The sequence below is a fragment of the Streptomyces sp. SCSIO 30461 genome (assembly GCF_037023745.1).
Taxonomy (GTDB): domain Bacteria; phylum Actinomycetota; class Actinomycetes; order Streptomycetales; family Streptomycetaceae; genus Streptomyces.
In genome coordinates this window covers 1-13,160 of record NZ_CP146101.1, presented here as the reverse complement: position 1 = coordinate 13,160, position 13,160 = coordinate 1, and the positions used below count along the sequence as shown (strand labels likewise).

10 protein-coding genes and 2 pseudogenes are annotated in these 13,160 nt (G+C 70.4%); 5 read left to right on the top strand and 7 right to left on the bottom strand.

The window, feature by feature from the left end; all coding sequences use genetic code 11:
* The first annotated feature begins 216 nt into the window (after positions 1-216).
* Entirely contained in the window at positions 217-2,028 is a 1,812-nt protein-coding gene (locus V1460_RS00060; RefSeq protein WP_338671367.1) for an NHL domain-containing thioredoxin family protein, read from the top strand.
* A gap of 70 nt (positions 2,029-2,098) precedes the next feature.
* Here the strand turns inward: V1460_RS00060 and V1460_RS00055 are convergent, their stop codons facing one another.
* From V1460_RS00055 to V1460_RS00045, 3 genes are all read right to left on the bottom strand, one after another.
* Entirely contained in the window at positions 2,099-2,401 is a 303-nt protein-coding gene (locus V1460_RS00055) for a hypothetical protein (protein ID WP_338671366.1), read from the bottom strand.
* Between the two features lie 47 nt (positions 2,402-2,448).
* Entirely contained in the window at positions 2,449-2,664 is a 216-nt protein-coding gene (locus tag V1460_RS00050; protein ID WP_338671365.1) for a DUF6458 family protein, read from the bottom strand.
* A gap of 105 nt (positions 2,665-2,769) precedes the next feature.
* Positions 2,770-4,071 carry a M18 family aminopeptidase gene (locus tag V1460_RS00045; protein WP_338671364.1) on the bottom strand — a complete coding sequence of 434 codons (1,302 nt, stop codon included), beginning with the start codon at positions 4,069-4,071 and terminating at the stop codon, positions 2,770-2,772.
* A gap of 390 nt (positions 4,072-4,461) precedes the next feature.
* Here V1460_RS00045 and V1460_RS00040 point away from each other — a divergent pair, with 390 nt between their 5' ends.
* Positions 4,462-4,674 (top strand): hypothetical protein, encoded by a 213-nt coding sequence (locus V1460_RS00040; RefSeq protein ID WP_338678373.1) that lies wholly within the window; start codon positions 4,462-4,464, stop codon positions 4,672-4,674.
* 21 nt (positions 4,675-4,695) lie between these two features.
* Here V1460_RS00040 and V1460_RS00035 read toward each other — a convergent pair whose 3' ends face one another.
* The 3 genes and pseudogenes from V1460_RS00035 to V1460_RS00025 form a co-directional block, all read right to left on the bottom strand.
* Entirely contained in the window at positions 4,696-5,373 is a 678-nt protein-coding gene (locus tag V1460_RS00035; RefSeq protein WP_338671363.1) for a hypothetical protein, read from the bottom strand.
* 26 nt (positions 5,374-5,399) lie between these two features.
* Positions 5,400-5,738 (bottom strand): annotated as a pseudogene (locus tag V1460_RS36195) (hypothetical protein); the annotation flags it as partial.
* 71 nt (positions 5,739-5,809) lie between these two features.
* Entirely contained in the window at positions 5,810-7,636 is a 1,827-nt protein-coding gene (locus V1460_RS00025) for an acyl-CoA dehydrogenase (RefSeq protein ID WP_338671362.1), read from the bottom strand.
* A 356-nt stretch (positions 7,637-7,992) separates the two neighbouring features.
* Between V1460_RS00025 and V1460_RS00020 the strand changes: the two genes are divergently transcribed.
* The 3 genes from V1460_RS00020 (at position 7,993) to V1460_RS00010 (ending at position 10,929) form a co-directional block, all read left to right on the top strand.
* Positions 7,993-8,499: an SseB family protein gene (locus V1460_RS00020; RefSeq protein ID WP_338671361.1), complete on the top strand. Its 507-nt coding sequence runs from the start codon at positions 7,993-7,995 to the stop codon at positions 8,497-8,499.
* A gap of 139 nt (positions 8,500-8,638) precedes the next feature.
* Positions 8,639-9,595, top strand: coding sequence for a pirin family protein (locus tag V1460_RS00015; RefSeq protein ID WP_338671360.1), 957 nt, complete (start codon positions 8,639-8,641; stop codon positions 9,593-9,595).
* 95 nt (positions 9,596-9,690) lie between these two features.
* Positions 9,691-10,929, top strand: coding sequence for an AI-2E family transporter (locus V1460_RS00010; RefSeq protein ID WP_338671359.1), 1,239 nt, complete (start codon positions 9,691-9,693; stop codon positions 10,927-10,929).
* Here the strand turns inward: V1460_RS00010 and V1460_RS00005 are convergent.
* A pseudogene (locus V1460_RS00005) lies at positions 10,896-13,160 on the bottom strand (SpoIIE family protein phosphatase); the annotation flags it as partial. The gene V1460_RS00010 and the pseudogene V1460_RS00005 sit on opposite strands and share 34 nt — an antisense overlap.

Sequence of the window (13,160 nt, the reverse complement as noted above, 5' to 3'; positions counted from 1 at the left end):
CCGAAGGGCGGGTCGAGTCGGCCGCCCGGGGTCAAGGTGCCGGTGGGCGTCGGTCGGATGTGACGCCCGCGTCCGAAGGCGTGGTGTCGGCCAGCGGCCACAGTCGTTCGCAGGGGCGATCAGTGGCCCGGAGGTCAGGCCGTCCGCCCACTGCGGACGGCTGGGGTCTCCCGTGCCGGGCGAAGGACCGGAACCCTGCAGTGGCAAGCTTGAAATATGAACGATGCTGCCCCGGCGCCCACCCCCGCGCCCCGCCGTGCCCGTGTCCGTGCCCCCGAGCTGATCGGCAAGGGCGGCTGGATCAACACCGGCGGGAAGGACCTGAAGCTCGCCGACTTCCGAGGTCGCACATTGATCTTGGATTTCTGGACGTTCTGCTGCATCAACTGCCTGCATGTCCTGGACGAGCTTCGCGAGCTTGAGGAGAAGCACCGCGACACCGTCGTGATCGTCGGCGTGCACTCGCCGAAGTTCGTGCACGAGGCCGAGCACCGGGCGGTCGTCGACGCCGTCGAGCGCTACGAGGTGCATCACCCGGTGCTCGACGACTCGGAGCTGGCGACCTGGAAGCAGTACGCCGTGCGGGCCTGGCCGACGCTGGTGGTGATCGACCCCGAGGGCTATGTCGTCGCCCAGCACGCCGGCGAGGGGCACGCACACGCCATCGAGCGGCTGGTCGAGGAGTTGGAAGCCGAGCACGAGGCCAAGGGGACGCTGAGGCGCGGGGACGGGCCCTATGTGGCGCCCGAGCCGGTGGCCACGGATCTTCGGTTTCCCGGGAAGGCGGTCCTGCTGCCGTCCGGGCACTTCCTGGTCTCCGACTCGACGCGGCACCAGCTGGTCGAGCTCGCGGCGGACGGTGAGACCGTCGTGCGCCGTATCGGCGAGCAGGGGGACGGGGGCGGCTTCAGGGAGCCGCAGGGGCTCGCGCTGCTGCCGTCCGGCAAGGTGGTCGTCGCCGACACCGTGAACCATGCGCTGTGTGTGTACGACCCGGAGACCGGGGTGGTCGAGAGGGTCGCGGGGACCGGGAGGCAGTGGTGGCAGGGGTCGCCGACCTCGGGGCCCGCGCTCGATGTGGACCTATCGTCGCCGTGGGATGTGGCCTGGTGGCAGGGCAAGGTGTGGATCGCCATGGCCGGGGTGCACCAGCTGTGGACATACGACCCGGAGGCCGGGACCGTGCGGGTGGCGGCGGGGACGACCAACGAGGGGCTGGTGGACGGTCCTGGCGACGAGGCGTGGTTCGCGCAGCCGTCCGGGCTCGCCGCCGCCGGCGACCGGTTGTGGGTCGCCGACTCCGAGACATCGGCGCTGCGTTGGATCGACGCCGACGGCGCGGTGCACACCGCGGTCGGTACCGGGCTGTTCGACTTCGGGCACCGGGACGGCCCCGCGGAGCAGGCGTTGCTTCAGCATCCGCTCGGGGTGACGGCCCTGCCGGATGGCTCGGTCGCCGTGTCGGACACGTACAACCACGCGCTGCGCCGCTACGACCCGTCGACCGGCGAGGTGACCACCATCGCCACCGATCTGCGTGAGCCGTCGGCAGCCGTGCTGGTGGACGAGGACATCGTGGTGGTCGAGTCGGCCAGGCACCGGCTGACCCGGCTGCGGCTCCCTGATGAGGCCGTCCGGGTGGAGGCCGTGGCCCATCGCACCCAGCGCGCCGCCACGGATGTGGCGCCTGGCTCCCTGAGGCTCGACGTGGTGTTCCAGGCGCCCGCCGGGCAGAAGCTCGACACCCGCTACGGCCCTTCGACCCGACTGCTGGTCTCGTCGACCCCGCCCGAGCTGCTCTCGGCCGGTGACGGCGCGGGTACGGATCTGTTCCGTGACGTGGAGCTGAACCCCGAGGTCGCCGAGGGCGTGCTGCATGTCTCGGCGATGGCCGCCTCCTGTGACGACGATCCCGCGAACGAGTATCCGGCCTGCCATGTGCACCAGCAGGACTGGGGTGTTCCCGTGCGGGTCGCACCCGGAGGCGCGGCCCGGCTGCCGCTGGTGCTCGCGGGCATGGACGACTGACCCGCGAGAGGTCAGCGCACCAGGCTCTGGTGCGACGAGGGGCGGCCTGCCGCACCGTCCAGGCAACCGGTCACCCACAGCGCGCGGTTGTGGGTGGCCCGGCGGCCTCCCGCGCCCTCCGACCGCAGCCACCGCTGAGCAGTTCCTTGGTCCGGTCGCCCTGCACATCGGCCTGGCGGATCCGGGTGCCCATGATGTGCCCGCCCTCGTAGGCGACGTCGTCGCCCAACGGCGGACGGTCGTTGAACCGCCAGATCAGGAACGCGGCGACTGCCGCACCTGACAACGCGCACACCATGAGCACGGTCAGAACCCTGCCGCGCCGCCCTCGGACCCGGTGGCGCACCAGGTCCGTCTGCCCCATCAGAACCATGACTCAGACGGTGGCAGGGGCGGTGTTCCGCAGATGTTGGCGCCGGGTCAGCGCCGGTCTCCGTCCACGTAGGTCGGTGTCACGGGTGGCACGATCGCGCGGCGCCGCCGGGCGATGCTGGTGAAGACGGCGACTCCGATGAGGCCGACCGCCATCATGATCAGACCGACCAGGTCGAGGTTGACGCTATCCGTCTGCCAGTCGGTCGCGAAGGTGAGAATCGCGCCCGCTCCGATGAGCAGGATGCAGCCTCCCAGGCCCATGTTCTTTCGCCTCCTGAAGCAAGCAAAGCAGCGTGGTCGTTCGGGTACCCGCGATCCCGACAACCACGCCGCTTCAGGAGATTCGGCGGCGCCGCCGCCCCTGGCTCAGGCTTCGAGGAACGCCACGAGCGCGTTCGCCAGCAGATACGGGTCGTCCGCAGCGCAGAGCTCTCGGGCGCTGTGCATGGAAAGGATGGCGACGCCGATGTCCACGGTGCTGATTCCGTGCCGTGCCGCGGTGATCGGGCCGATCGTCGTGCCGCAGGGCATCGCGTTGTTGGAGACGAACGTCTGCCACGGCACTCCGGCCCGCTCGCAGGCCGCCGCGAATACGGCCCGGCCGCTGCCGTCGGTGGCGTACCGCTGGTTGACGTTGACCTTCAGGATCGGTCCCCCGCCCGCGCGCGGGTGGTGGGTCGGGTCGTGGCGCTCCGCGTAGTTGGGGTGCACGGCGTGTCCGGTGTCGGATGACAGACAGATCGTCCCGGCGAAGGCGCGGGCCCGGTCCTCGTACGAGCCGCCGCGGGCGAACACCGAGCGCTCCAGCACCGATCCGAGCAGTGGGCCGTCCGCGCCGGTGTCCGCCTGCGAGCCGTTCTCCTCGTGGTCGAAGGCGGCGAGCACCGGGATGTACGGCAGGCCGTCTCGGGTTGACACCGCGGCGAGCGCGGCCGTGCCGGCGTGTACGGACAGCAGGTTGTCCATGCGGGGCCCGGCGAGCAGTTCGCGGTCGCGGCCGAGATAGGCGGGTGCCTCCAGCGCGTGCGTCATCAGGTCCCAGCCGGTGACGTCCCCGGCGGTCAGCCCGGACTCCTCCTCCAGGAAGGCGATCAGGTCGCCGTCGCTCACAGAGTCGCCGAGCCCCCAGACGGGCTGCATGTGCTTCTGCTTGTCGAGCTGGAGGCCCTTTTCGTAGATCGCGCGGTCCATGTGGATGGCGAGCTGCGGCACCCGCAGCAGCGGGCGGTCGATGTTGACCAGCCGGGTGCTGCCGTCGCGCAGCGAGAGCCGGCCCGCGATGCCGAGGTCGCGGTCCAGCCAGGAGTTGAGCAGCGGTCCGCCGTAGATCTCGACCGCCACCTGCCGCCAGCCGTGGCCGCCCATGTCGGGCTGCGGCTTGACCCGCAGGTTCGGTGAGTCGGTGTGGGCTCCGATGATCCGGAACGGAGTGTGCGCCGCCGCGCCCTCGGGCACGTACCAGGCGATGATCGCGCCGCCCCGCAGCACGTACTTTCCGCCGTGCGTGCCGTCCCAGGTGTCGGTCTCCTCGACCTGCCGGAATCCGGCCTTGTCCAGTCGTGCGGCGGCGTTCGCCACGGCGTGGTAAGGGGAGGGGGAGGCCGCGAGGAAGGACATCAGGTCATCGGTGTGGCCGCGATCGAAGGCGGTATGGGCGCTGCTCGTCATGGCCCCCAGCCTAAGTGGCCTGGAAACGCCGGTCGATCTCGCTCAGGTCGATATCGATGTCGTACGGCACGGACAGCTTGAGCCGGTCGCGGTGGATACCCGTCGCGACGCAGTGTGATGATCTTGGCGGCCACTCGGCGTACCGGGGTTCGTGGCCGGTCCTTCGGTCGGTAGGAGCAGAGCGAGCTGGGCCGCTTGAGGAAGCGGTCCGCTTCTCGGAGGCGGCGGGTGCCGTTGTCGAGCTTCCTGTGGACCTTCTCCGCCAGCGAGGCCAGGAACTTTCGGATCTTTGCCGGGTTTCGGCATGTTGGCGGACCACGCTGCGGCGGGTGTGCTTGAGGACCTTGGTGAACGAGATGCGGTCAGGACCGATGCCGTGGCGTCGGCCAAGTGCATGATGATGCCGGTCAGGCAGCGATGCACGACGAGGTGCGCCCACACCTTCTGACGCACCAGCCGCGGATCGACGCGGCGGTGCCGTTCGCCTGGGTCACCGCGGATGAGGCATACGGGCAGGCCGATCACTTCCGGGTGTGGCTGGAGGAACGCCGCGTGGCGTATGTGCTGGCCACCGTCTCCGGCCGGCCGACTCCGAGGCCGTGACCCCCAGATGCGGTTGCAGTACTAAGACTGCCAGTAGAAGAGCAGGGCTCCCACGGAGAGCGGCTCGCGCCGGCCGAAGTAGTAGACGCTGAGGCCGGATACCTCGATCGAGCCGAGGTCCGGGTTCACCCAGCGGAATCCGGCCGATTCGAGCGCGGCGCGCGCCGCCGTGACGTCGTGATCGTCCGACCACCGCCACAGAAACGTGTCGGAGCCGTCGTTGCCGCACACGAACCGGCCGAGCGTGCTCACCTCGACCGCGCCCTGCCGGTGCCTGATGAGGTGGAAGGTACCCTGCCCCGTACCCCGTTCCTCGCCACAGCTCACGGGCGGCTCCGGAGCGAGGTCCGCGGCGGCGAGGGCTGCCGTCGCCCGTCGCAGTTGCTCGTCCTGATCAGGTGGCGGGGGAAGGGCCGCGCAGATGCGTTCGACGGCCCATCGTGGATCGCTCTCCGCTCCGCCGTGGCCCCCGTACTCGCGCAGGATTGCACCGCGGATCTCCTCGTCGAGGCCCTCCACTTCGACCCGGGGACTGCCGAGCGTGCGGTAGCCCGCTTGTATCTCGGGGGTGTCGAAGGTGTGGAGGTACAACGCGAGCAGCGCCCGCAGTGCGTCCTCCTGGGGCGGTCGCTGGGCGAGGTACGCGCGGAGGGAGTCCTCGTGAGCACAGCCAGGAGGCGGAAACGCGACGGAGTTCATCGTCTCAGCCTAGGGCTCGTAAAGAATCACCGTGCGGGTTTGATCTTCCGCGGGGGCTGGCTGCCGTACGTGTCGAGGTGGGCGGCCACGTCAGTCGGGGTGCGGAATCAGCGGTTGAGGGGCGGGGTCGCGTGCTCGGCCAGGAGGGGCCGTACCTCTTGGACGGCCCGCGTGAGCGTGCTTCCGGCGACGCCGAAGAGCCGGGCGGGCAGGTCACGGGTGCCGATCTTGCGTAGGCAGAGGACGGCGGCCAGGATCCGGTCCGCATCGGAGAGCTTGTCCTTGGCGCCCGCCCTGCGGTCACGGCTGCTCCCATGGACGGGATTCCGGGCCGTGCTGCCGGCCTGGGGGGCTGTCCCGTGATCCCCGGCGGATACGCCGGTGCCGCCACCCGAACGAGTCGGGTGGCGGCACCGGGTCGGCTGGCAGGGGCTGCTTAGAACGCGGCCTCGTCCAGCTCCATCAGCTCGTTGTCGACGCCATCGGCGATCTCGCGGGCCAGGCCCACACCCGGCAGGACGTTGGCTGCGAAGAACTTCGCGGCCGCGATCTTGCCCTGGTAGAACGCCTTGTCCTTGGCGGACGCGGTCGCCAGCTTCTCGGCGGCGACGGCCGCGCCGCGCAGCAGCAGGTAGCCGACGACGACGTCGCCGGAGGCCAGCAGCAGGCGGGTGGTGTTGAGGCCGACCTTGTAGATGTTCTTGACGTCCTCGCCGGTGGCGGTGAGGTCGGTGAGCATCCGGCCGACGATGCCCTCCAGGTCCACGGCGGCCTTGGCGAGCGCGTCACGGGCGCCGGCCAGCTCGTCGCCGCCGTCGCCGACCGCGAGGAACTTCTTGATCTCCTCGGCCAGCAGGTTCAGGGACGCGCCCTGGTCGCGGACGATCTTCCGGAAGAAGTAGTCCTGGCCCTGGATCGCGGTGGTGCCCTCGTAGAGGGTGTCGATCTTGGCGTCCCGGATGTACTGCTCGATCGGGTACTCCTGGAGGTAGCCGGAGCCACCGAAGATCTGGAGCGACTGGGCGAGCTGCTCGTACGCCTTCTCGGAGCCGTAGCCCTTCACGATCGGCAGGAGCAGGTCGTTCAGGCCGTGCAGCGCCTTGGCGTCCTCGCCCGCGGCCTCCTTGATCGCGATCTCGTCCTGGACGGACGCGGTGTAGAGGACGAGGGAGCGCATGCCCTCCGCGTACGCCTTCTGCGTCATCAGCGAGCGGCGCACGTCGGGGTGGTTGGTGATGGTGACCTTGGGTGCGGTCTTGTCCATGAACTGCGACAGGTCGGAGCCCTGGACGCGCTCCTTGGCGTACTCCAGCGCGTTCAGGTAGCCCGTCGACAGGGTGGAGATCGCCTTCGTGCCGACCATCATGCGGGCGAACTCGATGATCATGAACATCTGGCGGATGCCGTCGTGCTTGTCGCCGATCAGCCAGCCCTTGGCGGGGTGCTTGTCGCCGAAGGTCATCTCGCAGGTGTTGGAGGCCTTGAGGCCCATCTTGTGCTCGACGTTCGTGGCGTAGACGCCGTTGCGCTCGCCCAGCTCGCCGGTCTCCCAGTCGAAGTGGAACTTCGGCACGAGGAAGAGGGACAGGCCCTTGGTGCCGGGGCCGTGGCCCTCGGGGCGGGCGAGGACGTAGTGGAGGATGTTCTCCTCCATGTCGTGCTCACCGGAGGTGATGAAGCGCTTGACACCCTCGATGTGCCAGGAGCCGTCCTCCTGCTGGATCGCCTTGGTGCGTCCGGCACCGACGTCCGAGCCGGCGTCCGGCTCGGTGAGGACCATGGTGGAGCCCCACTGCTTCTCGACCGCGATCTGGGCGATCTTCTTCTGGGCCTCGTTGCCCTCGTCGTGCAGGATGCCGGCGAAGGCCGGGCCCGAGGAGTACATCCAGATGGCCGGGTTCGAGCCCAGCAGCAGCTCGGCGTACGACCAGACGAGCGACCGGGGCGCGGTGGTGCCGCCGATCTCCTCCGGCAGGCCGAGGCGCCAGTACTCGGACTCCATGAATGCCTTGTAGCTCTTCTTGAAGCTGGCGGGCACCGGAGCGGTGTTGGTCTCCGGGTCGAAGACCGGCGGGTTGCGGTCGGCGTCCGCGAAGGACTCGGCGAGCTCGTTCTCCGCGAGGCGGGAGAGCTCGTCCAGGATGCTCTTGGCGGTCTCGACGTCCATCTCCGCGAACGGGCCGGTGCCGTACAGCTTGTCGCGGCCGAGCACCTCGAAGAGGTTGAACTCGATGTCGCGGAGATTCGACTTGTAGTGGCCCATGGCGACGGCTCCGTATGGATTGGGAGGGGGTCCTCGTACGTCAGTACACACATCTACCGATTGGTAGTCGAGATGATGCTACCCGTCGGTAATAAGAGGCAACCCCTAACGGACATCTGTGACGCGTCCCGCATGTGCGGATGACGCCGAGGGTGCGGCTCTCCTGTGGATCGGCGCTTGAGTGGCGCTGAGGGGAGGTGGAGGGGTGCTGACCAGCGCTGTTCCTGCTCGTGATCGACTCATTGCCGGTTCGGGGCCGGCTGGGGACCGGCTGCGGTTCCGTCCTGGGTCGACCGTGTTCGGCGGTGTCCGGTACCCACCCCGTCAGGGCGCGATGGCTCGGTAGGCTTGCGCCCATGTACGGCTACGACCAGAACCCGGGTGCCCAGCATCACTACGGCGCCCCGCCGCAGCAGCCCATGCACGGCGCCGGAATGCCGGGTGCCGGTTACGGTGGCGGCCAGGCCCCGGGCTATGGGGAGCAGCCGCTGTACCCGGAGCCGTCGCCGCCGTCGCTCGCCGACGCGGTGCGGGCGTTCACGACCGGGTCGCTGTCCGCCGAGGACTTCCAGCAGATCTTCGCCACGTCGAAGGTGTACTGCCCGCGGGGCGACAACCCTGGATTCCTGGCGCTGCACAACACCCAGCAGCCGGTGATCCCCATGTTCACCTCGCTGAAGGAGCTGCGCCGGTACGCGGGCAAGGAGTCCAAGCACTTCGTGATCACCGGAGCCGAGGTGATCGACCTGCTGCCGACCGGCTACGGCTTCGTCCTGGACATGGAGGGCGACCACCGGATGGTGTTCGACGCCAAGGCCGTGGAGCAGATGGTCGACTTCGCGATGCGGCGCATGTACGGCTGATCGGTATATACGGCTGATCGGATGATCGGCTCGTCGGGCCTGGCCGGACGCCCGGGAGGAATTCCTCTCGGGCGTCTCGCGTTGGGGGTGGCAAGAAGTTCAGCGTTCAACTAATCTGGACGCACAAGGAGGTCACCCCATGCCCGCAGTGACTGTCGAGAACCCGCTCACCCTGCCGCGCGTCAGCGCTTCCGCGGACGCCGTGCAGCGTCCGGTACGCGCCGTGACCACGGCTCCCAGCGGTTTCGAAGGGGAGGGCTTCCCGGTGCGGCGCGCGTTCGCCGGGATCAACTACCGGTACCTCGACCCGTTCATCATGATGGACCAGATGGGCGAGGTGGAGTACCAGCCCGGGGAGCCGAAGGGGACCCCCTGGCATCCCCACCGGGGCTTCGAGACCGTCACTTACATCATCGACGGCGTCTTCGACCACCAGGACTCCCACGGTGGCGGCGGCACGATCACCAACGGCGACACCCAGTGGATGACGGCCGGTGCCGGGCTTCTCCACATAGAGGCTCCGCCGGAGCACCTCGTCGTGTCCGGCGGGCTCTTCCACGGTCTCCAGCTGTGGGTGAACCTCCCGGCCAAGGACAAGATGATGGCCCCCCGCTACCAGGACATCCGCGGTGGCCAGGTGCGGCTGCTGACCTCGCCCGACGGTGGCGCGCTGCTCCGGGTGATCGCGGGCGGGCTGGACGGCCACGAGGGCCCCGGCATCACGCACACCCCGATCACGATGGTGCACGCGACGCTGGCGCCGGGGGCGGAGGTCGGCCTGCCCTGGCGGGAGGACTTCAACGGTCTCGGATACGTGCTGGCCGGCCGCGGCACGGTCGGTGCCGAGCGGCGCCCGATCGAGCAGGGGCAGACCGCCGTCTTCGGCGAGGGCTCCGCGCTGACCGTCCGTGCGGACGAGAAGCAGGACGGGCACACCCCTGACCTGGAGGTCGTGCTGCTCGGCGGGCAGCCGATCCGGGAGCCGATGGCGCACTACGGGCCGTTTGTGATGAACACCCGCGAGGAGCTCCAGCAGGCGTTCGAGGACTTCCAGAAGGGGCGGCTGGGCACGATCCCGGCGGTGCACGGCATGTGACACCGGCGCCCGTCCGGTCCCTGAAACTGATGGGGTGTCACCCGCCCGGGCCCGGTGGGCGGGACGCCCCGGCGGTGCCGTGATCCGCTGGAGGGATGCAGCCACAGCCCGGGGCGCCGTGGCCCCTCCTTCCCCGGCCCGTCTGGCGGCTGGCCGCCTGGTGCGCCGCGGTGCTCCTGGCGGCCGGGGTCGTCGCCGTCGGCATCAAGGTGATCGTCGCCTTCAAGACCGCCGTCATCCCGGTACTGCTCGCCGTGCTCGGCACCGCGCTGCTCAATCCGCTGTACCGGCGGCTGGTCGACATGAAGGTCCGGCGCTCGATCGCCGCGGGACTGACCTGTGCCGCCGTCGTCATCGTGGTCGGTGGCGCGATCTACATCGTGGTCAACGCGCTCATCGAGTCGGGCGACCAGATCGTCACCTCGCTGCGGCAGGTTGCCCGGGACCTCGCGAAGCAATTCGGGCCCGCCGGCACGTCCCTGGAGGACCTGGCGTCCAACTCCAAGGACTTGATGGCGAAATTCGGCGGCACCGCCGCCACCGGGGTGATCTCCGGACTGAGCGTGGTCGGCGAGATGATCGCGATCGCCGTGCTCGCCCTGCTGCTGATCTTCTTCTTCCTCCGCGACTCCGATCACGCGGTCCGCGCCCTGCGCTCCTTCGCCCCGCATGCGAGCGCGGACACCGCTGAGGCGATGGGCCGCAGGGCCTTCGAGGCGGTCGAGGGATTCATGCGCGGGACCACCCTGATCGCGCTGATCGACGCCGTCTGCATCACCCTCGGCCTGCTGATCCTGCGGGTGCCCGGCGCGGTGGGTCTCGGTGCCCTGGTCTTCGTGTTCGCCTACATCCCCTACCTCGGCGCGTTCATCTCGGGCTCGGTCGCCGTGCTGGTGGCGCTCGCCGACCGCGGCTTCGTGATCGCGCTCTGGGCGCTCGGCGTGGTGCTGGCCGTGCAGGTCCTGGAGGGCCACATCCTCCAGCCGATGATCCAGAGCCGTACGGTCCAGATGCACCCGGCCGTGGTGATGCTGGCCATCACGGCGGGCGCGGGATTGGCCGGGATCCTCGGCATGCTGCTGGCCGTACCGCTGACAGCCGCCGCCTTCGGGGTGTTCAGCGAACTGCGCAAGCGCTATGCGCCGGTCGGCGAGCCGACCGAGGGGCCGGCGTCCGGCGGCACCCCGCCCGGGACCGCGCCGCCCGGCCCGCCCGGCCCGCCCGGCCCGCCCGGCCCGCCCGGCCCACCCGGCCCACCCGGCCCACCCGGCCCATCCGAACCGTCCGGACCGTCCGACGGCCCCGGCAGCCCGCCCGGTGGGCCCGGCTCGTAGAGCTCGAACCAGATCGACTTGCCCTCGCCGCGCGGCTCCACACCCCAGATGTCCGCGAGCACCTCCATCAGCACCAGCCCGCGCCCCGATGAGGCCAGCTCGCCCGGCTGCCGCCGGTGCGGCAGCTCGTCGCTGGAGTCCGAGACCTCCACCCGCAGCCGCCGGCTGCCGAGGTCGCCCGTCGCCTCCGCCACCAGCAGGGCGTCGCAGTCGGTGTGGACGAGCACATTGGTCATCATCTCGGAGACCATCAGCACCGCCGAGTCGACCTGCTCTCCGTCCGCCCAGTCGTGCAGCAGCTCCCGCAGCTGGCGGCGCGCGACCGCGACCCGCGCCGGATCGGCCTGGGCGACGGTGAGCACCGTACGGCGGGCGCTCCGGGGCGGTGGCCCGCCGTGCCGCGACAGCAGCAGCACCGCGATGTCGTCCTCGCGGCGGTCGGCGAGCGGTCCCCTGGTGAAATGGGACTCGGGCCCGTGCACGGCCTGGACCAGCGCGTCGGCGAGTTTCTCCAGCGCCTGTCCGCCGCTGAACGGTGCCTCGAGCACGGACCGGACGCGTTCCCAGCCGGAAACGAGGTCATGGCCGCCGGTCGCCAGCAGGCCGTCGGTGCAGACCATGATCGTCTCGCCCGGCTCCAGAGTGATCCTGGTCGTCGGATAGTCCGAGTCGGGGTCGATGCCGAGCGGCAGCCCGCCCTCCGTGGGCCGCAGTATCACCGTGCCGTCCGCCATCCGGATCGCCGGGTCGGGGTGCCCGGCGCGGGCGATCTCCAGAGTGCCGGTCGCCGGATCGCACTCGATGTACAGGCAGGTCGCGAACCGCGGCCCGCTGTACGCCCCGGCCCGCTCGACCAGGTCGCCGTCGTCGTATGTGTCGGCCTCCGCGTACTCGTGCAGCCCCGTCAGGAATCGGGAGGCCCGTGCCAGCACGGCGTCCGGGCGGTGTCCTTCGGAGGCGTAGGCGCGAAGCGCGATCCGCAACTGCCCCATCAGCACCGCGGCTCGTACGTCATGGCCCTGTACGTCCCCGATGACCAGGGCGATCCGGCCCCCGCCCCCGCCCGCGACCCGGGTGCCACCGGGCAGCGGGATCAGGTCGTACCAGTCGCCGCCGACATGCGGTCCGCCACCGGTGGGCACATAGCGTGCGGCCACCGACATCCCCGGGATCCCGGAGCCCAGCTCGGGCGTCGCCGACCAGGGGCCGCGTACGGGATCGCGCGGGTCGTCCGTGACACCGGCCCGGGACAGCGCCTGTGCCAGCATCCTGGCCACCGTGGTGAGCACCGAGCGGGCATCCGATGTGAAGGCCACGGGCTGGGCGAAGGAGGCGAGCCAGACCCCGACGGTGCGCCCTGCCACGATGAGCGGCAGGAAAGCCCAGGACTGGCGGCCGAAGCGCTCCACGAGCGGCCACACGATCGGGTAGCGGCGCCGGTAGTCCGCGGGCGTGGGGATGTAGAGAGCCCGGCCGCTGCGCAGGACGTCGGCCGCGGGGAAGGCGGTGTCCAGGGGTATGTCCGTGAGGACGGCCTCTTTGTCCGGGTCGTAGCCGTGGTGTCCCACGACGGTGAGCCGGTCGCCTTCCATACCGAAGACCACGAGACCGTCAGGCGCGAACCCGGGCATGTCCAGGGACGCGGCGACCCGCAGTACCTCCCGGGTGGAGCGCGCCTCGGCCAGGGCACGGCCGGCGTCGAGCAGGAACGCCTCGCGTGAGCGGCGCCAGCCGGTGGCCGTGGGGGCACTGCGCGGCGTCGCGCTGCCGCCGCCGGGGCCGTCGCCCGTGCCGCCGTCCCCGCCGTCGACCTCGGATGCACCGTCACCGGATGTCGCGCCCCGGGTCGGCCCCGGGCCCCCGACCGCCGGCACCGCCGCGAACTCCTCCACCACCGTTCCCACGATCAGGTAGTCGCCGTCCGCGATGACCGGTTTGCAGCGGCTGCGCACCGTGCGCAGCACGCCGCCCGCACCGTCGATGATCCGCATCCGGAGATCCGTCACGGAGCCGTCGGCGACCGCGACCGTCACGAGCCCGTAGACCTCCTCCCAGTCCACCGGGTGGAAGCGGGCGCGCAGGGTGGCCACGGGGACGGTGCCGGCATCGGCGGGCAGCCCGAGCAGCCGTGCCGCCTCGGCGTCGAGGGTGACGGTCCCGGATGCGTTGTCCCAGCGCCATACGCCGGTCGCCACAGCGGCCAGGACGGCCGGGACATCTTCGCGACGCAT